Annotated in this window: 16 protein-coding genes; 8 read left to right on the top strand and 8 right to left on the bottom strand. The window is 73.2% G+C overall.

What is annotated here, in order from left to right:
- Positions 1–15 precede the first annotated feature (15 nt).
- Positions 16–5,277, top strand: a complete 5,262-nt coding sequence (locus QSK39_RS02625) for a type I polyketide synthase (RefSeq protein ID WP_285476057.1) — start codon at positions 16–18, stop codon at positions 5,275–5,277.
- 253 nt (positions 5,278–5,530) lie between these two features.
- On the opposite strand, the gene QSK39_RS02620 is transcribed toward QSK39_RS02625, so the two are convergent.
- From QSK39_RS02620 to QSK39_RS02605, 4 genes are all read right to left on the bottom strand, one after another.
- Positions 5,531–6,727 carry a PucR-like N-terminal domain-containing protein gene (locus QSK39_RS02620; protein ID WP_285476056.1) on the bottom strand — a complete coding sequence of 399 codons (1,197 nt, stop codon included), beginning with the start codon at positions 6,725–6,727 and terminating at the stop codon, positions 5,531–5,533.
- A gap of 27 nt (positions 6,728–6,754) precedes the next feature.
- A complete protein-coding gene (locus QSK39_RS02615) occupies positions 6,755–7,945 on the bottom strand; it encodes a PucR-like N-terminal domain-containing protein (protein ID WP_285477912.1) in 1,191 nt (396 codons plus the stop codon).
- A 378-nt stretch (positions 7,946–8,323) separates the two neighbouring features.
- Complete coding sequence (locus tag QSK39_RS02610; RefSeq protein WP_285476055.1) at positions 8,324–9,256, bottom strand: alpha/beta fold hydrolase; 933 nt, start codon at positions 9,254–9,256, stop codon at positions 8,324–8,326.
- 337 nt (positions 9,257–9,593) lie between these two features.
- Positions 9,594–10,802, bottom strand: a complete 1,209-nt coding sequence (locus tag QSK39_RS02605; protein WP_284745855.1) for a PucR family transcriptional regulator — start codon at positions 10,800–10,802, stop codon at positions 9,594–9,596.
- A gap of 194 nt (positions 10,803–10,996) precedes the next feature.
- Here QSK39_RS02605 and QSK39_RS02600 point away from each other — a divergent pair, with 194 nt between their 5' ends.
- Both QSK39_RS02600 and QSK39_RS02595 read left to right on the top strand, forming a co-directional pair.
- Positions 10,997–12,193: a PucR-like N-terminal domain-containing protein gene (locus QSK39_RS02600; RefSeq protein ID WP_285476054.1), complete on the top strand. Its 1,197-nt coding sequence runs from the start codon at positions 10,997–10,999 to the stop codon at positions 12,191–12,193.
- A 319-nt stretch (positions 12,194–12,512) separates the two neighbouring features.
- A complete protein-coding gene (locus QSK39_RS02595; RefSeq protein WP_285476053.1) occupies positions 12,513–12,986 on the top strand; it encodes a GNAT family N-acetyltransferase in 474 nt (157 codons plus the stop codon).
- On the opposite strand, the gene QSK39_RS02590 is transcribed toward QSK39_RS02595, so the two are convergent.
- Positions 12,876–13,409, bottom strand: a complete 534-nt coding sequence (locus QSK39_RS02590) for a GtrA family protein (protein WP_285476052.1) — start codon at positions 13,407–13,409, stop codon at positions 12,876–12,878. The genes QSK39_RS02595 and QSK39_RS02590 overlap by 111 nt on opposite strands.
- A 39-nt stretch (positions 13,410–13,448) precedes the next feature.
- Between QSK39_RS02590 and QSK39_RS02585 the strand changes: the two genes are divergently transcribed.
- Positions 13,449–14,051: a hypothetical protein gene (locus tag QSK39_RS02585; protein WP_285476051.1), complete on the top strand. Its 603-nt coding sequence runs from the start codon at positions 13,449–13,451 to the stop codon at positions 14,049–14,051.
- Here the strand turns inward: QSK39_RS02585 and QSK39_RS02580 are convergent, their stop codons facing one another.
- On the bottom strand, positions 14,052–15,233 hold the full coding sequence (locus QSK39_RS02580; RefSeq protein WP_285476050.1) for a lipase family protein: 1,182 nt from the start codon (positions 15,231–15,233) through the stop codon (positions 14,052–14,054). It lies immediately after the preceding gene.
- Positions 15,230–15,793, bottom strand: a complete 564-nt coding sequence (locus tag QSK39_RS02575) for a hypothetical protein (protein ID WP_285476049.1) — start codon at positions 15,791–15,793, stop codon at positions 15,230–15,232. The genes QSK39_RS02580 and QSK39_RS02575 overlap by 4 nt, the downstream gene beginning before the upstream one ends.
- A gap of 318 nt (positions 15,794–16,111) precedes the next feature.
- On the opposite strand from QSK39_RS02575, the gene QSK39_RS02570 reads away from it, so the two are divergent.
- From QSK39_RS02570 to QSK39_RS02555, 4 genes are all read left to right on the top strand, one after another.
- Positions 16,112–17,338, top strand: coding sequence for a DUF6801 domain-containing protein (locus QSK39_RS02570; protein ID WP_285476048.1), 1,227 nt, complete (start codon positions 16,112–16,114; stop codon positions 17,336–17,338).
- A gap of 66 nt (positions 17,339–17,404) precedes the next feature.
- Positions 17,405–18,454, top strand: coding sequence for a DUF6801 domain-containing protein (locus QSK39_RS02565; RefSeq protein ID WP_285476047.1), 1,050 nt, complete (start codon positions 17,405–17,407; stop codon positions 18,452–18,454).
- A gap of 69 nt (positions 18,455–18,523) precedes the next feature.
- Positions 18,524–18,862 (top strand): YciI family protein, encoded by a 339-nt coding sequence (locus QSK39_RS02560; RefSeq protein ID WP_285476046.1) that lies wholly within the window; start codon positions 18,524–18,526, stop codon positions 18,860–18,862.
- A gap of 50 nt (positions 18,863–18,912) precedes the next feature.
- The gene (locus QSK39_RS02555) at positions 18,913–20,082 is read left to right on the top strand and encodes an RNA polymerase sigma factor (protein WP_353051032.1); all 1,170 of its coding nucleotides are present in this window, start codon (positions 18,913–18,915) and stop codon (positions 20,080–20,082) included.
- Here the strand turns inward: QSK39_RS02555 and QSK39_RS02550 are convergent.
- Positions 20,069–20,428, bottom strand: coding sequence for a hypothetical protein (locus QSK39_RS02550; RefSeq protein WP_285476045.1), 360 nt, complete (start codon positions 20,426–20,428; stop codon positions 20,069–20,071). The two genes, QSK39_RS02555 and QSK39_RS02550, sit on opposite strands and share 14 nt — an antisense overlap.
- Positions 20,429–20,434 lie beyond the last annotated feature (6 nt).

Below are 20,434 nucleotides of genomic sequence, written 5' to 3'. Positions count from 1 at the left end.
CCCCGGCGGCGTGCGATGACCGACCCCGGTGAGCTGCGCCGCCGGCTCACCGAGCGGATCGCCGCGCTCACCGGTCTCGCGCCGGAGTCGGTCGACGCGCACGTTCCGCTGGCCGAGCCGGAAACCCGGCCCCGGGCCGGTGAGCCCGTCGCGGTGCTCGGCGTCGGCTGCCGGCTGCCGGGTGGCATCGAGTCGGCGGACCAGCTGTGGCGGGCGCTGCTGAGCGGCGCCGATTTCACGGGCGCCGTGCCTGCCGACCGCCGTCCGTGGTTCGAAGATGATTTCCGCGGCGCGTTCCTGGCCGACGTCGCCGGGTTCGACGCCGCTTTCTTCGGGATCGACCCGGCCGACGCCGCGGCGATGGACCCCAGGCAGCGGATCCTCCTGGAGACGACGTGGGCGGCGCTCGAGCACGCGGGCATCGCGCCCGGCACGCTCCGGGGCAGCCGGACCGGCGTGTTCGCCGGCGTCTCCGCGGCGGACTTCGCGCTGTTCACCGACACCGGTTCGGCCGCGTCGATGATCGCGAACCGGGTGTCGGAGCGGTTCGACCTGCGCGGGCCGAGCGTGGTCGTGGACACGGCGGGTTCGTCGGCGCTGGTCGCGGTCCACCACGCGGTTCGGGCGCTGGCCGCGGGGGAGGCCGACCTGGCGCTGGCCGCGGGTGTCCACGTGCTGTTCGCGCCGCCGGCCGCCGGCACGGTGTGCGGCGAGGGCTGCGGAGTGGTGGTGCTGAAGAGGCTCACCGACGCCCGCCGGGACGGCGACCGGGTACTGGCGGTGATCCGCGGCAGCGCGATCGGCTGGTCCGCACAGGAGCAGATCCTGGCCGACGCGCATGCGGTCGCCGGCTCGGACTTGTCCACAGTGGACTATGTGGAGCAGCAGGGTGGTTCGCTCGAGGCTGTCCTCGACCGGAACCGCGATCCACGCCGGCCACTGCTGCTCGGTTCGACGGCGGGCTTCGGCCACCTCGACGCCGCGTCGGGGATCCTCGGGCTGGTCAAGGTGGTACTGGCCCTCTGGCACGGCCGGATCCCCCTGTCACCGGACAAGACCACCGACTGGCCGCGGTACGCCGGCACCGCGCGCGCCGGTGTCTCGGCCCTCGGTGCCGGTGGCACGGGGGCGCACGTCGTGGTCGAGGAATGGCCGAGACCGCTCGAACCCGCAGCCCCGGGTTCCCGGTGGAACGGGCGGCCGCAGATCTTCACGGTCTCGGCCCGCTCGGAACCCGCCCTGCGCCGCCGGGCCGGCGACCTGGCGGACTGGCTCGCCGGACCCGGCCGCGGGACTGCGCCGGGTGACTTGGTGGATTGGCTCGCCGGATCCGGCCGCGGGAGTGCATCGGGTGACTTGGTGGATTGGCTCGCCGGACCCGGCCGTGGGACCGCACCCGGCGACTTGGCGGACTGGCTCGCCGGACCTGGCCGTGGGACCGCATCGGGCGACTTGGCGGATTGGCTCGCCGGACCTGGCCGTGGGACCGTGCCGGGTGACTTGGCGGATTGGCTCGCCGGACCTGGCCGTGGGACCGCACCCGGCGACTTGGCGGACTGGCTTGCCGGGCCCGGGCGCGGGACTGCACCCGGCGACCTGGCCGCCGCACTCGCCCGGCGCCGGGAGCACCTGCCGCTGCGGGCCGCCGTCGTCACGGCGTCGCGGGCCGCGCTGGTCGCGGGACTCCGGGCTCTCGCCGACGGCAGCGCCACGGCAGATGTCGTCCGGGGGACGGCCGGGCGGGAGCCGCGTCCGGTTTTCGTGTTCTCGGGGGCGGGGGCGCAGTGGCCCGCGATGGGACGGCGGATGCTCGGCGCCGAGCCGGAGTTCCGGGCCGCGGTGGCCGCGCTGGAACCGTTGTTCCTGGCCAAGGCGGGATTCTCGCTGCGGGGCGCCCTGCGCCGGCCGCTCGGTGACCCCGCCGTCGTGCCGCCGCTCCTGTTCGGCCTGCAAGTCGCCTTGGCAGAGTGGTGGCGGGCGCACGGCGTCGAGCCCGCCGCCGTGCTCGGTCACTCGGCCGGTGAGATCGCGGCGGCCGTCGTCGCGGGTGCGCTGGACGCCGGGGCGGGGCTTGACATCGTCGTCAGCCGGGCGAACCTGCTCTCGGAGCTGCCCGCCGGCACGATGGCCGTCGTCGAGCTGTCCGCCGCCGAGGTGCGCGAGCTGGGGTTCCCGGGCATCACGGTCGTCGACCACGCGTCGCCGGCGCAGTGCACGGTTGCCGGCAGCCCCAAGCACCTCGCCGCGTTGATGTCCTATGTGGACAATTCTGGCCGGTTGGCACGCCGGCTGGCCGGAACCGCGAACTCGGCCGCCGTCGAACCGGTTCTGGGCCGGTTCCGGTCCGGGCTGGGGAATCTGCGGTCAGGGCCACTCGCGACGACCTACTACTCCAGCGTGCTCGACGACCCGCGTGCGGCGCCGGCGTTCGACGCCGGTTACTGGACGGCCAACCTCCGCCGTCCGGTCCGGTTCACTCAGGCGGTCGCCGCCGCCGTCGCCGACGGGCACCGCTGGTTCGTCGAGATCTCGCCCCACCCGATCGCGCTGCCCGCCGTCGAACAGACCGCCGCCGATGTCCGGACGCTGCCCACCCTGAGCCGGCGCGACGGCGAAGAAAACGTTTTCGCGCGCTCGCTGGCCGAGCTGCACGCCGCCGGGCACCCGGCGGTGCTCGGCCGGCGGTACCCGGAGGCGCCCGTGCTCGACCTGCCCCCGCCCCCGTGGGACCACCGGACGTTCCCGCCGCCCCGGCGGGCAGCCGGTCATCCGCTGCTCGGCACCCGCGTCGAGGTACCGGACGAGGGGCGGCACCTGTGGCAGTCGACGATCGCGCCGGAAACGCTGGCCGAGCACCGCGTGCACGACGTCCCGGTCTTCCCGGCGGCCGGTTTCCTGGAGCTGTTCCTGGCGGGCGCCCGGCAGCTGTTCGACACCGCGCGCGTCCGGGTCGACGGCCTCGAAGTCCACCGGATGCTCGCGGTGACCGGGGAGACCTTGCTCAGCACGGAGATTCGAGCTGACGGCACCGCCGTGGTGCGGGCGAAAGCCGGAGCGAGCTGGGTGCGCCACGCAACGGCGTGGGTCGCACCGGACACCGAACCCGCGCCGGCACCGACGTCCGAAGTGGACTACGGCCCGGTTCGCGGACTCCGCGCGGCCCTCACCGCGACGGTGCCCGAAGACGCGGTGCCGACCGGATTCGGCCGCGTCCGGGTGTTCGGCGACCCGGGCCGGGGCGTGCGGTGCATGGCCGACGGCAACGGTACGGTGCAACTCGTCACCGAGGACGGCGAGATCGTCGCCGACGTCGGCGACATCCGTGTCCAGGCCTCCGCCGGTGTTCCGCTCGCCGCCCGCGCGTTCGGGATCGAGTGGCCGCGAGCACCGCTGCCCTCGGCCTCGCCGGAGGGACGGCGTTCTTGGCTGCTGCTCACCGACGAGCATCCGGCCGCGCTCGCCCGGGCCGTCGCGCTCGCCCTGGCGCTGGCCGCGGCCGGCGACGAAGCGCTTTCACTGCCCCAGGACGACCTCGACGAGCTGCCGGCCTTCCTCGCCGAACGCCCGGTGCGCGGCGTCGTGTTCCTGACCGGGGCGCCGCACGCCTACCGCGATCCCGAAGACGCCCAGGATCTGTTGCGCACTGTCCTTTCGGTACTCGCCCGTCTCGGGTCCGGTGTCCGGTTCCACCTGGTCACGCAGTCGAGTGGCGAGCCGGGGCTGGTGTTCCTGCGCGGCCTGGTGCGGGCGCTCGCCTTCGACCGGCCGGGACTGCGGGCGACGCTCGTCGACTGCGACGCACGGTCCCATGTGGACGTTCTCGCGCGCGAGCTGCGCGCGGACGCGCCCGACGACGAAGTCCGCTGGCGCCGCGACGTCCGGTACGCGGCCCGGCTGCATCGCGTGCCGCTCGTCGACGGCGTGTCGACGGGACCTGGCGCGTACGTGGTCACCGGCGAGCCGGGAGCGGCCACCGCGCGCTGGCTGGCGGGCAATGGTGCCACCAGAATCGTCCTTTGCGGACTGTCCATTGAGGATATGCCTGGAGTGGACGTCGTGATTGTCGACGACGACATCGCGGAACCCGGTGTCGCGGAACGGCTCGTCGCCATGGCCACCGCGGATGGCCTGCCGCTGCGGGGAATCGTGCACGCCCCCGGCAGCGACCTCACAGCCGTGTGGCGCTCCAAGGTGCTCGGCGCGCGACGGCTGCACGAGGCGACCGCCGACACCCCGCCCGACTGGTGGCTGCTGTATTCGTCGTCGGCCGCGCTGGTCGGCGCGCCCGATCGGACGGCCGTCGCGACCGCGGACGCGTGGCTGGACGCGTTCGCCGCCTGGCGGCGCTCACGGGGACTGCCCGCGACGACGGTGAACTGGGGCTCGGATCCGGTGCTGGAGCGGCTGCCGGTGGCCGAAGAACTCGACGCACTGCCCGCGGTGCTCGCGGCCGACCGGCCGTCGGTCGGGATCGCGCGGCTCGACGCGGCCCGCGTCGCCGGGCGGTTCCCGGACCTCGTCCGGCGGCCGTTCTTCTCGGCCGTGCTGACGGCCGTCCCGGCGACGGCGCACGAGCGGCTCGCGGCCATCGTCGCGGGACTCATCGGGGGCGCGGTGCCGCGGGACGTGCCGCTGGTCGAGCTGGGCCTGGACTCCCTGACGGCGATGCGGGCGCGGGCCGCGGCCGAGCGCGAGTTCGGCGTCACGCTGCCGGTGCCGCTGCTGCTGGGCGGCGCGAGCCTCGACGACCTCGCCGAGCACGTGACGAGCCCGCCGGCACCCGTCCCCGGCCGGCCGCCGTGGCTCGGGGGCGCGCCGCTGGTGCTGTTCGGCGAGGCCGTCGTGTACCGGCCGCTCCTGGACCGGCTCGGCGGCGTCCCGTGCCACCGCGTCGAAGCGTCCGATGTGGAGGGTTGCGTCGCGTCGCTGCGGGAGGTGCAGCCGGCCGGGCCGTACCGGCTGGGCGGCTGGGCGGCCGGCGGCGTGCTGGCGTTCGAGACCGCGCGGCGGCTGACCGGTGCGGGTGAGCGGGTGGACGTCGTGGTGCTCTTCGACTCCGAAGCACCGCCCGGGGCGGAGCCGTACGCGGGCCGTGTCGTGCTGTACCAGGCGGGCGACGCGGCGGCGCCGGGCTGGGCGGAGTGCTGCGCCGACCTGCACGTCGAGCTGGTGCCGGGCGACCACCGGACGATGCTCGACCCGCCGCACGTCGCGGTGCCGGCCCGGCACCTCGCCGCCGAGCTGGCGGGCCGCACAAGCCCCGGCACCCCGGTCTGAACGGTCGACTCGCGTACCCAGGGAGTCGGCTCGCGTACCCGGAGGGTCGGCTCACCAACCGACCCTCCAGGTACGCGAGCCGACCGTCCAGGTACGCGAGTCGACTGTCCGGGTACGCGAGTCGACCCTTCAATCACGCGTGATGCCCCTCTGATCACGCGTGATGCCTTTTGCCGCGCGCCGGCCCGCCGCGCGGAAAGGGGCATCGAGCGTGATTGGGCAGGCATCACGCGTGATCAGAGGGTCGACACGGCTAGGTCAGGGTGGCGCGGAGGGCGAGGATCATCTCGAAGCGGTCGTCCGGATCCCTCAGGTGGTCCGCGAACAACGTCTCCAGCTCCTGGGCCCGCGCGCGGACCGTCTGCGGGTGGATCGCGAGGCGGTCCGCGACCTCGCGGACGTTGCCGCACGTCTCCAGCCACGCCAGCAGCGTCCCCGCCAGGCGGTTGTACTGCTTCGGGGTCAACGCCGTCAGCGGGGCCAGCCGGCGCCGGGACACCTCCGTCGCGAGGAACGGCTCCTTGCGCAACCACAGGGTCGCCAGGTGGTCTTCGCACCAGGTCAGCGGCTCGTCCGGGAGGACGTCGGCCGCCGCCAGGCGCAATGCCTCCTGCGCCGTCGCCAGGGAACTCGCGGCCTGGCGTGGCGGCACCGGCGGCCCGACCGCCGCCCGGTGGCCCGCCAGTGCGGCGACCAGCGAAGAACGGTCCGCGGGTGTCGGCAGCAGCAGCCGCGGTGTCCCGTCTTCGAAGTCCTCCAGCGCGTCCAGCCCGGCGATGTCGGCCGGCCCGTCCAGCGCCACCGCGACCAGCCGGTGCGGCAACGGCCAGTCCGCCGCCGTCGCCGCTTCCTGGACCGTCCGCGACGGCGACGGCGGGTCCGCCAGCAGCAGGTCCAGCAGCCGGCGGCGACGGCGTTCCAACGCTCCCGCCGCCCGCGCCTGCGCTGCCGCGTGCCCTTCGATCGACAACGCCGACAGCTCGTCGATGTAGGCGAAGATCGCCTCGGCCAGCACGCACAGCGTCGCCGACGGCACGCCCGCCCGCGTCCCCACCTCGGCCATCCGCCGCCAGGTGACGCGCGCGCCGACGCGGTAGGCCGCCTGCAGGACGTCGAGGTTGCGGCCCTGCGCGAGCTCGTGCACGCCGAGCCCGACGAACACCCGCCGTCGCTCGTCCGAGACGGTGCCTGCCGCCGCGATCCGGTCGATGAACTGCAGGATCGCCGCCTGCACGCCCGCCCGCAGCGCCTTGCCGAAAGCGCCGTCGAGCGGGCGCGCGTAGTCCGGGATGGTCCGCTGGATCTCGCGCAGCACCTCGTCGGCGACGTCGAGCAGCCGCGGCCGGAACACCGCGGCCAGCTCCCGGGGGAGCATGGCCCACAGCTGTCCCGGCCGCCCGTCGCCGCTCAGCATCGGCCCGAACGTCGTTTCGCCCGATGGTCCCGTCACGAAAACCCACCTCGCCCTTGAAGCGGTTCAGGAGCCGAGCAGGGCCTCCGCCCGCAGCGCGATCTCCATGTCGAGCCGGTCGTCGGCGTTGTTGAGCCGGTCGCCGAACAGGTCGATCAGCTGGTGCATGCGGTAGCGCACGGTCTGCGGGTGCACCTTGAGCTTCTTCGCGATCTCGGGTGCGCTGCCGCGCGACTGCAGCCAGATCAGCAGGGTCTCGCCGAGGCGCGCCCGCTGCTTCGGGGTGAGGTCCCGGAACGGCTCCAGGCTGCGGGAACACAGCTCGCGGACCAGGAACTCGTCGGCGAGCAGCCACAGCGTGGACAGGTGGTCCGTGCAGCGCGTGACCGGCGCGTCCGGCAGGACGCCGCGCTGGACGAGCTTCAGCGTCCGGCGCGCCCACAGCAGCGACCTCGGCGCGTCGGTGAGCCGCACGGTCGGGCCGATCACCGCGCGCCAGCCGCCCAGCCGCTCGGTGAGGTTCTTCAGGTGCTTCTCCGCGTCGCCGGTGACCAGGCACGGCTCGCCGCCCTCGAGGTCGACGAGGACGTCGGAGTGCAGGTCCGGCGCAGCGAGGCTGTGCTGGTCGGCGCGGGGTTCGAGGGCGACGACCGTGACCTCGGCGGGCAGCGCCCACTGCGCGGTCGCGGCCTGCGCGCTGATCGTCTGCGGCGCCGACGGCGGGTCGGCGAGCAGCAGTTCGAGCAGCCGTCTCCGGCGGCGCGCCCGGGTGCCGGCGGCGCGGGTCTGCGCCGCCGTGTAGCCCTCGATCGAGAGCGCGGAAATCTCGTCGACGTAGGCGAAGATGGCCTCGGCGCTGGTGCACAGCGTGTCCGCGGCGAGGCCGCTGGCCTGCCCGAACTCCGAGATGTGCCGCCACGCGACGCGCCCGCCGACCCGGTAGGCCGTCTGCAGGCAGTCGAGGCTGCGGCCTTCGTTGAACTCGATCTTGCCCAGGTTGCGGAACACGGTCGTCCACGTCTCGAGCGGCACGGCACCGGGGGTGCCGACACTGTCGAGGCACTGGATGATCGCCTGCCGGACACCCTGGGTGATGATGTGCCCGAACGCGCCCTCGAGGGGCTGGCGGTACTCGGGCACCGCCCGCTGCACCTCCTGGAGGACGGCGCGGGCCAGCGGGTCGACCCGCGGCTTGAAGCGGATCGCCAGCTCGCGGGGCAGGGACGCCCACAGCCCGATGGCGCCGGAAGCGCGCACGGGCCGGGGTTCCCCCGCGGTCCGCTGGGCCGGGGGGTAGGTGGTCCGGGGCCGGTCGGCCGACACGGACTGCTGCCGGTACGCCGGTCCGGAAGAGCGCTCGCCGGGGTTCGGCCGGCCTGCCCGCACGGCGGGGGCGGCGAACCCGGTGTCCACGTCGGTCATGTTTTATCCTTGCTGGCAACAAAACCGGCCTCTTCGTCGTCGAAGCCGGTCCGGATTTGTGGCTCAGGCAACATAATTTCGCGCGAACGGCACTGTCAACGGGTTCTCCGCTGACTTTGCGGTAACCCGTCCGGACTACACCCGAACGGGTGGAACGGCGCGATGTGAGGTGACACTTCCGCTTCGGGCGGATGGTGCGCGGGTGACAACTTTTCAGGCGGGTGTTTTCGGCCCCGCGGCGGCCGTGAGCCGGGCGACGACGTCATCGAGCGTCAGCCGCGCGGGTTCGGTGTCCCGGACGAACTCGTTCAGCAGCAGGCAGAACCCGTCCGGATCGGACACATGTGGAAAGTGTTTCGCGTTTTCCCGCACGGTCAATCGGCCGTTCGGCAGCAGCCCGGCCGTCCGGCGGCCGTGCGCGACCGGGATGAGCGAGTCCCGCGCGCCCCAGACCAGCAGCGTCGGCACGGCTTCAGCCAGGTAGAGCTTCTCCGCGGCGCTCGCGCGCTGGCCGCGCAGGTCGATGAGGCTGCGGGCGATGAAGAGGAACGCCCGCCGCCGCGCGGGGTCGGCCAGCGAGCCGAAATGCCGGGCCAGCTCTCGTGTTTCAGCTTTCAACGATCCGCCGAACCGGCGCCCTAATCCAGCGGCGGCCCGCGCGATGGCGAGCGTCACGCGGTTGACCGCCAGGGCCAGCACGGCCGGTGCGCCCGGCAACGCCGTGGCACGCAGCACCGGGCTCACCTCCGGGCCCAGCCCGGCGCTGCCGACCAGCACCAGCCGATCGCACATTTCCGGGAACTGGTAGGCGAACTGCATCGCGACACCGCCGCCGAGCGAGTGGCCGACGACGGTCGCGTGCCGCACGCCCGACACCGCCAGCACGTCCCGCACGGTGCTCGCCAGCGCGCCGAGGCCGTAATCCGCGCGCGGTGCCTCCGATTCGCCGTGGCCGGGCAGGTCGGGTGCCAGCACCCGCCGGCCGAGCGCCGCGCACCGCGCCAGCACCGGTGCCCAGGTCTCGGCGCTGCCCGCGATCCCGTGCAGCAGCACGATCGCTTCGTCACCGGCACCTGAGCGCGACGGGTGCTCGTGCAGCCGGATCCGGCGGCCGTGCAGGGTCAGGGAGTACGTCTCGATGGTCATCGGCAGCCTTTCTCGCGAACCTGAAAATAGGGCATCCGACTACTTGCGTCCGGTGTGGCGAACACCACTTACGCCGAATGCGGGTGTGCGTGACAACAACGGGACCGAAAAGGCGATCGAGGGTGCGGGTTCTCCCGGATTCACCGGTAATGCGTATCGACATTCCGCGGGTATCCGCGTATTCCTCGAAGGTATGGTCGCAATGACGCACCGGACGCGCTGATGTCCTGCCGCGCGAGTTTTCCGTCACCCCAGCGGCAGCTCCGGCCGGCGCGGCCGGGGTGCCGCCCGTGGCGGCGCGTGCTGCCGATGCCGGTGCGCGCGCTCGACCGCGCCGTCAGCGTTCCCGCTCACCCTCCGGCCGGTGCGCGCGCATGAGCAGCTGAGCACGCAGGGCGAGCTGCATGCCGAGGCGGTCGTCGGCGTCCTTGAGGCGGTCGCCGAACAGCTCCTCGAGCTGCCGCAGCCGGTTGCGCACGGTCTGCGGGTGGACGCCGAGGCGCTGCGCGATCTCCGGTGCCCCGCCGCGCGTCTCCAGCCAGGCCAGCAGCGTCTCGCTGAGCCGGTCGCGCTGCTTCTCGCTGAGGGAGGCGAACGGGTCGAGGCTCTGGCGGGCCAGCTCGGCGGCCAGGAAGTCCTCCGCGAGCAGCCAGAGCGTGGCGAGGTGGTCGCGGCACCAGATGATCGGGCCGGGGATGTCGGGGCCGGACAGCAGCAGCGCGCGGCGGGCGGTGCGCAGCGCGGCCGGGGCGTCGGCCAGGGGCACGGTCGGGGACACCGCGGCCCGCCAGCCGTCGAGCTTGGCTTCCAGCGGCGCGAGGTCGGCGTCGGGATCGCGGGTGAGCAGGTGCGGCTCGGGGCCGTCGAGGTCGGCCAGGACGCCGTCGCCGAGCAGGTCGGCGGGGAAGCCGGCGGCGTCGGGGCCGCGTTCGAGGGCGACCATCGCGGCGGCCTCCGGCAGCGGCCAGCCCGCGCCGCCGGCCAGCTCGGCGATGCTGCTCGCCGCGCCTTCGGGGGCTTGGACGATGAGCTCGAGCAGGCGCCGCCGCCGGACCGGGACGGCGCCCTCGGCCTCGGCCTGCGCCTGCTGGTAGCCCTCGATCGCGGTGGCACACAGCTCGTCGACGTAGGCGAAGATGGCCTCCGCCGCGACCGAGATGACGGCCGGGTCGACCCCCGCGGCGACGACGCCGGGGTGCATCGCCCGCCAGGCCACCCGGGCCCCGATGGTGGCGCTGTCCTGCAGCGCGTCGAGGTTGCGGCCTTCGGTGAACTCGATCCGGCCGCGGCCGCGGTAGAAGTCGGTCCAGTGCTCGTGGGACAGCTCCGGCTCACCCATCGAGTCGACGCAGTGCTGCACGGCGTACTCGACGCTCTTGACCAGGACCTTGCCGAACACGCCCTTGAGCGGCAGGCCGTAGGCGGGGACCGTGCGCTGGACCTCCTGGATCATCGAGGCCGCGGCGTGCCCGACGTGCGGGCGCAGGCCCGCGCCCAGCGCGCGCGGCAGCGAGGCCAGCAGGCGGAAGCTGCGGTACTCGACCACGAATCCCCCTTCGAGTGCGTCCGGGCGGAGCAGAGCGTATCCGACGGTTGTGTCACTGAAAAATCAACGAGGTGTTCCCGGAAAAGGTGACGCGATGACGTCCTTTTGACACGGACGGGTGGGCGATCTACGCTCCGTGTCAGATGGCGGGTCTATTTCGAGGCGCCAATTCCCCAGTGGAGGACCGAATTTCCATGCGCGGTTCCGCTGCCTCGGACGGTTCGGTGTGGGCCCGGCTGCCCCACGAGCTCGGCGACGCGGTGCGGCCGCGGATCCCGGAGATCGCGCGGGCCTGCATCGACGGCATCGCCGCCGAGATTCCGGAATATTCCGGTACTTTCGGCCGCGGTCCGACGCGGACCGCGGCGATCGAGCAGGCGCGGCGCGGGATCGAGCGGGACATCGACCGCGTCGGCACGCCCGCGATGTGGCAGGCCGACCGGCTGGCCGAGTTCCGCGGGCACGGGCGCGAGGCGTTCCACAGTGGTCTGAGCCGCGAGTCGGTGCAGGCGGCCGTGCGCGTGTCGAGCCGGGTGACGTGGCGGTGGATCGCCGACATCGCCCGGGATGCCGGCCTGTCCGGCGACGTCCTGTACGGCGCGGCCGAGGGGATGTTCTCCGACGTCGAGACGTCGATGGCGGCGGTCGCCGAGGGCTACCGCGCGGCGGAAGCGGCGATGTCCGGCACGGGCGAGCGCCACCGCCGGCTGCTGCACGCCCTGATCGGCGGCCGCGCACCGGCCGAAGTGGACGGTCTGCTCGCGGCGTCCGGGCTGCCGGTGCCCGCGCGCGTGGCGGCGGTGGCGTTCCGGGCGTTGCCGGGCGCGCCGGAGTTCCCGCCGGGGCTGCTGCCCGAGCACGTCCCGGCCGACCCGCTCGGGAGCCCGCCCGCGGCGCTGACACCGGCCCCGGACACGGACCTGGCGGGGCTGGCGTCGTTGCCGGCCGGCTGGATGGCGGCGGTCGGCCCGCTGGTGCCCCCGGTCGAGGCCCCGGAGTCGTTCCGGGTGGCCCGCCGCGCGCTGGACCTGGCGGCGCGGGGCTTGCTGGACGCACCGGGCCCGGTGGTGTGGTGCCGTGACCACTTGACGACGCTGCTGCTGCTCGCTGACGAGTTCCTGGTGGCCCAGCTGGCGGAGACGACGTTGGCGCCGTTGGCGGGGGTGTCCGGGCGGCGGCGGGAGCAGCTGGCGGAGACGTTGCTGGCGTTGGTTCAGACCCGGGGGAGCGCGCCGGAGCTGGGACGGCTGCTGGACCTGCACCCGCAGACGATCCGGGCGCGGTTGAAGAAGCTTTCCGAGTTGTTCGGGGCGAGGTTGGACGATCCCGGGGAGCGGCTGCGGCTGGAGCTGGCGTTGCTGGCGGAGCGGGCCCTGCCGGGCGAGGAGTGAGCCGGGCGGCCCGCTCGGGTCGGGCTGGCTTGGCGCCCGAACGTCACATTGGGCGCTGGGCCCGAGCCGAGTCCGGCGCTGCCGGGCGGGGAGTGAGCCGGGCCGGCAGCCGCTCAGAGCGCCCCGCCCTTCCCTGGGGGGGCGTGCCCTGGTCCAGCTTATCGGCGGGGCATGACGAAAACCGGGGATCGGCGGGCGAGCGCGTGAACCATCCACATCCGGGCCGGGCTGTGGACAACTGAAGTGGCCCGGTCCGGCGGGCTCGTATTGGCCGGCCGCGCTCGCCGAACGGCAACGCGGCGACGGCCGGACCGTCGTCGTGGAAGATCCCTTCCGAACGCTCGATCTCAGCGGGATCGGGATGACCGCGGCGCAGCTGCCCGTCATGGTCCGTGAACCCGCGGAGGTCCGAGAAGAACACACCGTCACCCGCGTGACCACCCTCGACGGCCTGCGGAAGGCCGAGGACATCATCGTCCGCGGCTTCCCGCTCGAGGAGTACCAGCCGCTCGAAGCCGGGACGGTCTTCCCGGCCGGGGTGCCAGGCCAAGACTTCTTCGGAAAAGACGGTGAGGGTGCCTGCCTCACCATGGCCGACGCGCACGTCGGCGGCGTCTACTGGGTCGCCACCCTGCCCGAACACCGGTCGAAAGGCGTCGGGCGCGCCCTCATGCACGCCGTTCTACGGCACTTCCACGACCGTCCCGTCACGCTGACCGCCTCGCGGTCCGGGAAGCCCCTCTACGACAAGCTCGGCTTCACCACTCTGGGCGACGCCGACTGGTGGCGTTGAGCCCGGGAACACCCACCGCCGGTAGCCGTACCAGCGGAACGCCGTGCCCAGCCCGGTCCCCAGCACCATCCCCGCCACGAAGTCCGCGACCTCCTGCGCCAGGTAGCTCACGTGCGGTACCGCCAGCCCCAGCGCGTACCGCGAGACCAGCGGCGGCACCAGGTTCACCGCCACCGCCCCCGCGTTGACCACGAAGAACAACGCCGCCTCGCGCAGCCGGTGGTGGCCGCCGCGGCCCGCGAACGACCAGCGCCGGGACAGCAGGTACGCGAACGCCGTCGAGGCCACCGTCGCGCAGAAAAGCGCGGTTACCGGTTTCTCACGGAACACGGTGAGCTTCAGGCTGTAGTCGCCCAGTAGGGTGACCCCGTACGCGGCCAGGCCGACGACGGCGAAGCGGAGCAGCTCTCGCGGCTCGGGCATGGTTCCTCCAGGTGACGCCGACAGGGTGGAGGTCTTTCGATGGCACGCACGGGCGGTGAGGGTGAGCTCCCCTCGGTCGCCGAACTGGTGAACCTTTCGCAGACGAAACCGCTGATGATCCGCGGTGACCTCGATGCGATGCTCGCCGCGGCGTCCGCGCCCGAACCGGAGCCCGAGACCAAGCCCGACCCCCTGGCCATCCTCGACGCCGAGCTCGCGGCGCCGGAACCCGAGGACGAGCGCCCGCTGGACGCGCCGCCCGCCGAGCCCCGCCGGACCAAGCCGTACGTCCTCGCCGCCGGTGCCGCCGTCGCGCTCGGGCTGGCCGCCGTCGTGCTCTTCCAGCCGCACCAGGTCGGCGGGACGGCCACGCCGCCGCCGGGAGCGACCGTCCCCGCCGCGCCGCCGCCTTCGAGCGACGCGGTGGAGACGATGAGCGCTTCGGCGGAGCCGCCGCCGCTCACCGCGCAGGTGCACGATTCGCCGGTCCGCACCACGAGCGCCCCGGCCGCCGCGGGACGCAAGCCCGCGCGCCCCACGCCGCCCGCGCCGCCGCCGGCCCAGGACACCTGGCAGCAGTACGTGAGCTCGGTGATCAGCTCGTGGCAGCAGCAGCACCCGCACGGCAGGCCGAACCGCTGATCAGCAGTTCGACGTCGCCGGCTTCCCGGCGATCCGGTCCTTGACGAACGCCAGGACGTCGGCGTTGCCGGTGTAGACCAGCGTGATGTGGTCGGTGTCGTAGGTCTTCCACGTCTCCTGGACGCCGGCCGCGCAGTACGCCTTGTGCAGACTGTCGGCCTGCGCGAACTGCACCAGCTGGTCGCCGGTCCCGTGGTACTGGAACACCGGGACGCGCGGCGGGCTGCCGCCGAGCTTGTTCTCGTTCAGCCGCGCCACCCACGCGGGCTTGATGTAGCCCGGGCCGGTCGTGTAGTCCGCGATCTTCTGGTTCGCGTACGTCGTGAGCAGCTCGAACGTGCACGCGCTCTGCTTCATTTCGGCGAGCTTCGCGCGGCCGTTGTCGCTGAGGAACGAGTCCAGCTGCAACTCGGGGTAGGCCTGGTCGAGGCCGAGCAGCGCGTAGGCGAACACGCCGAACCCGAACTTGCCGTCGAGCTGCAGCGTCACCTGGACGAGGTCGGCGGGCACCCCGCCGGCCGCGACGCCGACGAGGTTCAGCTCCGGCGCGTACGACGGCTGCAGTTCCCCGGCCCACGCCGCCGCGCCGCCGCCCTGGGAGTAGCCGCGGAAGACGACCTTCGCCGTCGAGGACAGCCCGGCCGCGGGGAGCCGCTGGGCCGCGCGGACCCCGTCGATGACCGCCGGGCCTTCGGACCGGCCCACGACGTAGGTCGTCTTCGGTGTGCTCTGGTAGCCCTCGTAGTCGGGGACGGTGACGGCGTACCCCGCGTCGAGCAGGTCGTCGAGGCCGGGTTGCTCGTAGAACGCGCCGATGGCGAGCATCTTCGACGGCGTGCAGGCGAACGCCGGCCCGTGCGTGCCCGGGTCGAACGAGACGATCGGCGCGCTCGCGCGGTCGGCGTTCTTCGGCACGAGCACGGTTCCGGTGACGGCGTCGGGCTGCCCGAGCGCGTTCGTGGACCGGTACATCACCTGCCACGCGTCGACGGATGCCTTGCGTGGCCCCGCGTTCGACGGCCGCCAGCGGATCACGTCGCCCGGTTCGCCCGCGGGCAGCGGCGACGGCGGGGTGTAGAACGAGTCGTCGGAGGGACCGGGAGCCGGCGCCGCCGAGGCCGCCGGTGCGAGAGCCGCGGTGACGGCCAGCGCGACGAGCAGGGCGAGCGCGCGGCGCGTCACGAGCCCGTCCCGTAGACGCGCTTGCAGGTCGCGGACTCGCCGAAAGCCAGGTTCAGCTCGGGGTTCGCCTCGAGGTCCTTGATCGGGCCCTCCGGATCGGCCAGCTGCCCCATGGTCGCGTCGGCCTCGGAGATGACCTGGCGCAGGCTGGGCTGGTCGGTCACCTTGGCCTGCTCCATCTTGGACTTCGTCTCGGCCAGCTTGGTCCGGGTCTCGGTGAGGTTGCCGGTCGCCTTGTCCACTGCGGACTGTCCATCCGGGACGGGCGGGATGCCGGCGGTGCGGATGCCGCCCGCCATGTCCTCGAGGGCCGAGCCCAGGCGGCCGAGGAAGTCGACCATCCCGTCCCGGGTCTTCACCGGGTCGGCGTCGTCGACCGCCGGCGGCTGCGACAGCTTCGCCGAGCCCGCGGCCACCCCGGTGCACACCTTGTCGACCCAGGCCAGCGCCGCGGGGTCGGCGTGCCGGCCGGGATCGGCCGGGGCGTCCGACCCGCAGGCGGCGCACGACAGAAGTGCGGCCGCCGCCATTGCGAGCACCGCGCTGTGCATTCTTTTCATGGGTTTCGAAGCTACGCGGCGCGGTTGTGCGCGAGCAAGGAGGGAAAAGCGGATTGGCACCCGCGTTCACATTCCGCGCCGGAGATTTGTCACGCGCGTCAGCGGTTCGGCAGTGGCGCTGTGCTGGGGAAACCTTCCCGTGCCTGCTAGGAACCCAGGCCGGCCGACGTGCCGGTGTGACAATTTGCCGCGGCGGCGTGACGTTTTCACCAAAAGCCCTTGATCGGCGCCATTGGTGCTCGTTAGCTTACGGTCCGGTCGCGATTCTCGAATAGCGCGGGCCGTTTCGTATCACTGTTGATACCCGGAAGGACCATCGTGAGTCACCCAAGAGGCAAGAAGAAGACGGTCGCGGCCGCCGCGGCCGTGGGCGCGGTGGGGCTGGTCGCCACCGCACTCGTCGTCGGGGCGCAGGCCAGCGCCGCCGACCCGATCTCGCTGACGCTGAACTACCACTGCACGCTGCCGCTGGTGGGTTCGCAGTCGCTGAAGGTGGTGATCAACACCGACCTGCCGACCACGGTGAACACCGGCCAGCCGACCGGCGCGTTCGACATCAAGGCCGTGTCCACGATCAACGCGGACACCGTCGCGGGCCTGAGCCTGATCGGGGCCACGACGATCGAGGGCACCGCGACGGCCGCCGCGACCGTCGCCGCGCCGAGCCTCAACCTGCCGGTCAACGTCCCGATCACGCTGGACAAGACGAACATCCCGGCCTCGGGTGAGCTGAACATCAACGCCGCCGGCAAGACGCCGTCGCTGACGTTCACCCAGCCCGGCCAGGCGAAGATCACCGTCGGCGACCTGAACCTCAAGGTCACCCCGCGCAAGGCCGACGGCTCGGTCACCGGCATCACGCCGGACGGCACGATCGACGCGCCCTGCACGCAGGACGCGGGCCAGAACAACACCCTGGCCACGATCACCATCGCCGGCGGCGGCGGGACGACCCCGCCCACCACCACCCCGCCGACGACGACACCCCCGACCACCACGCCGCCGACGACCACCCCGCCCACCACGACCCCGCCGGGCGGGGGCATCAAGTACTCGTTCGGCATCACCGGGTCGACGTCGCTCAAGTCGCTCGGCAGCACCGCGCCGATCACCGGCTCGTTCGACGCCGACGTCAACCTGTCGGCCAAGACGTTCACCGGTGACCTGAAGCTGAACCCGACGCACACCGACTTCAAGCTCTTCGGGTTCATCCAGGGCAGCTCGGACGTCAAGGTCGTGCAGAACGGCCAGCAGACCGGGGAACTGGTGGGCACCGGCTTCAAGGCACACATCAAGTTCGACACGTTCCTCACCACGGTCAACCTGTTCGGCATCCCGATCAGCACGGACCCGAAGTGCGGCACGACCACGTCCTCGACCAGTGAGATGACCACCGGCGCCGACTTCGACCTGCTCAAGGGCGGCAAGCTGTCGGGCACCTACTCGCTGTCGGCGCTGCAGAACTGCGGCTCGTTCAACGACATCATCAGCGCGTTCGCCAAGAGCGACGGCAACAAGCTGGACCTCGTGCTCGCCAAGAAGTGACCCGAGCTGCCGGCCCCCGTCGCGCCGCGGCGGGGGCCGGTGCCATGCCCCGGAAGGAGAGAGCCCGTGCGGAAAGCCCGGTCGTTGCTCGCGGCGGGCCTCGCCTGCCTGCTGCTGCCGGTGGCCGCCCCGGCCGCGGAGGCGTCGACGCCGATCGACAAGAAGCTGAGCTTCACCTGCCCGTTCCCGTTGATCGGCCTGCAGAAGCTGGACGTCGAGGTCAAGGCGTCCTTCGAGGTGCCCGCCGCACCCGGCGGCACGTTCACGACGGCGGACCTCACGGTCGCGGTGACCGTGCCGGACAAGTCCGCCCGCGGCCTGGCCCTGGTCGGCGCGGCGAGCATCGAAGGGACGGCGTCCGCAGGGGTGACGCTGGCCAACGGCTCGCTGACGCTGCCGCTCGCCCTGCCGCTGACCGTGGCGAAGACGGCGGTGCCGCCGTCGGGGGCGTTCACCACCCGGGCCACCGGGTCGGTCCCGCCGGTGCAGCTGCCGAACGCGGGCAAGACCACGCTGACGATCGGGGACTTCAGCACCCGGCTGACGCCGAAGAAGACGGACGGCTCGTTCACCGGGCTCGGCTCGTTCACCTCGGACTGCACGCTCGACCCGGGCCAGGACCCGGTGCTGCTTTCCTTCGACTTGGGGGCGTCTCGCGACTACGGCGTGACCGGCTCCACGACGGTGAAGACGCTGGGAGCGACCGCGCCGCTCACCGGGTCTTTCACGGGGTTCAGCCCGGCGTTCGACCGGACGCGGGCGGAGTTCAAGGTCTTCGGGTTCGTGCCCGGGACGGCCGACCTGCAGTTCAGCCCCGACGGCCCGCAAACCGGCGAGCTGACCGGCAGCGGGTTCGTCGCGCACGCGAAGCTCGCGCTGGCGTTGCCGCAGGTGACGCTCTTCGGGCTGCCGGTCGCCGACGCGGGCTGCCGGGCGGGCGCGTCGATCCCGGTCGACCTGAAGTCGGGCCCCGGCTTCGCGCTCGCGTCGGGAGGTCCGGTGAGCGGGGAGTACACGATCCCGGCCCTCACCGGCTGCGGCACCTTCACGGCGTACCTGAGTTCGCTGGTCCAGGGGCCGGGGAACGCGTTCGCGCTGGCTCTGACCGCCCGCTGACGGAAGCTGTCGATTTCGTCTCCTCTCGCGTGACGGAGTAGGAAAGGACCACGACGAGAGGAAACGGACATGGCGCAGTACGCGGTGCTGATCTACGAGCGGGTGGCCCCCGAAGACCTGCCGAAGGAGATCATGGACCGGCACCTGGGGCTGCCCGGCCGGATCGGCGAACTGGGCGGCAAGGTGACCGCCGGCCTGGCCCTGCAGCCCAACGAGACGGCCACCGCGATCCGCGGCGACCTGGTGACCGACGGGCCGTTCGTGGAGACCAAGGAGGTGCTGGCGGGCGTGTACGTCCTGGAGGCCCGCGACCTCGACCACGCCCTCGCCTGCGCGAAGCTGACGCCGGTCGTCGAGGGCGGCGTCGAGGTCCGGCCGCTCGTCGACTTCCAGGTGGTGCCGGACTGACCTCGGTCGCGGACGCCGTCGCCGAGGCGCACCGTCGCGAGTGGGCCTACGTGCTCGCCGCGACGGTGCGGGTCACCCGCGACCTCGACGAGGCCGAGGAAGCCGTCCAGGACGCCTACCTCCAGGCCCTGAAGCGCTGGGCGGGCGACGGCGTCCCGGACCGGCCCGGCGCGTGGCTGACCACGGTCGCGCGCCGGACCGCGCTCAACGGCGTCCGGCACCGGGAGGTCCTGCGGCGCAAGCTGCCGCTGCTGGTCGAGCCGGACGCCGCCGAGCCGCCCGAACCCGCCGGGCCGATCCCGGACGACCGGCTGCGGCTCGTCTTCACCTGCTGCCACCCGGCGCTGGCGCAGGAGGCCCAGATCGCGCTGACGCTGCGGCTGGTCTGCGGCGTCGCGACGGCCGACATCGCCCACGCCTTCCTGGTACCCGAGCCGACGATGGCCGCCCGGATCACCCGCGCCAAGAAGAAGATCGCCGCCGCGCGGATCCCGTACGCGGTGCCCGCGGCCGAGGACCTGCCGGCCCGCGTGTCCGTCGTGCTGACCGTGCTGCACCTGCTCTACTCGGCCGGGCACACCGCGGCGTCGGGGGACGACCTGGTGCGCGACGAGCTGACCGGGCGCGCGCTGGACCTGGCGCGGATGCTGCGGGCCCTGCTGCCCGCCGACACCGAGGTCGCCGGCCTGCTCGCGCTCCTGCTGGTCCACCAGGCCCGCCGGGCCACCCGGACCGACGACGCGGGCCGGCTGCTGCGGCTGGAAGACCAGGACCGGTCCCGCTGGGACACCACGATGGTCGCCGAGGCCGACCGGCTCGTCGTCGAGGCGCTCAAGGGCGGCCCGCCGGGGCGGTTCGGCGTCCAGGCCGCGATCGCCGCCCTGCACGCGCAGGCGCCGAGCTACGCCGAGACGGACTGGCCGCAGATCCTGACCCTCTACGACGTGCTGCTGCGCCTGTGGCCCTCGCCCGTGGTGGCGCTCAACCGCGCGGTCGCGCTGGCGATGGTCGAAGGCCCGGAAGCCGCTCTCGCCGAAATCGCCCGGCTGGAGGACGACGGCCGGCTCGCCGGTTACCGCTACCTGCCCGCCGCCAAGGCCGACCTGCTGCACCGCCTCGGCCGCGACACCGAGGCGGCTGAGGCGTACCGGGCCGCGCTGGCGTTGAGCGACAACGCCGTCGAGCAGGAGTTCCTCGCCGCGCGGCTCAGCGGGGCCTGAACAGCAGGACGTACCCGGCGGCCGAAAGGACCAGCGCGGCCAGGAAGAACGCGCCGTGCAGCACCGCGCCCAGCGCGACGTCGCCGAACAGCTGCAGCACCAGGTCCACGACGCCGAACGCCCCGGCGATCGCCAGCGCGACGCGGGTTCCCTTGACCCCGCGGTACACGCCGAGGACGAGCAACGCCCACAACCCGGCGCAGACGACGTACGCGAGGATCGCGACCGGGAGCGGGACGGCGGCTTCGACGGCCGTCCGGCGCCCGCCCAGCAGCGAGCCGAGCAGCCAGCACGCCGTCGCGCCCCACCAGGCGAAAGCGGCGCGCGGCGCCCGGGTCGGGGTCATCGCCGC

Source organism: Amycolatopsis sp. NBRC 101858 (genome assembly GCF_030269325.1).
GTDB lineage: Bacteria > Actinomycetota > Actinomycetes > Mycobacteriales > Pseudonocardiaceae > Amycolatopsis > Amycolatopsis ponsaeliensis.
This window is presented reverse-complemented; position numbering and strand designations above follow the sequence as displayed.

What these genes read in the sequence shown, in the direction of transcription:
- QSK39_RS02560 (WP_285476046.1), top strand. Translation starts at nt 18,524, where the DNA reads ATGGCGCAGTACGCGGTGCTGATCTACGAGCGGGTGGCCCCCGAAGAC.
- QSK39_RS02550 (WP_285476045.1), bottom strand. Translation starts at nt 20,428, where the DNA reads ATGACCCCGACCCGGGCGCCGCGCGCCGCTTTCGCCTGGTGGGGCGCG.
- QSK39_RS02585 (WP_285476051.1), top strand. Translation starts at nt 13,449, where the DNA reads ATGGCACGCACGGGCGGTGAGGGTGAGCTCCCCTCGGTCGCCGAACTG.
- QSK39_RS02600 (WP_285476054.1), top strand. Translation starts at nt 10,997, where the DNA reads ATGCGCGGTTCCGCTGCCTCGGACGGTTCGGTGTGGGCCCGGCTGCCC.
- QSK39_RS02575 (WP_285476049.1), bottom strand. Translation starts at nt 15,793, where the DNA reads ATGAAAAGAATGCACAGCGCGGTGCTCGCAATGGCGGCGGCCGCACTT.
- QSK39_RS02610 (WP_285476055.1), bottom strand. Translation starts at nt 9,256, where the DNA reads ATGACCATCGAGACGTACTCCCTGACCCTGCACGGCCGCCGGATCCGG.
- QSK39_RS02625 (WP_285476057.1), top strand. Translation starts at nt 16, where the DNA reads ATGACCGACCCCGGTGAGCTGCGCCGCCGGCTCACCGAGCGGATCGCC.
- QSK39_RS02590 (WP_285476052.1), bottom strand. Translation starts at nt 13,409, where the DNA reads ATGCCCGAGCCGCGAGAGCTGCTCCGCTTCGCCGTCGTCGGCCTGGCC.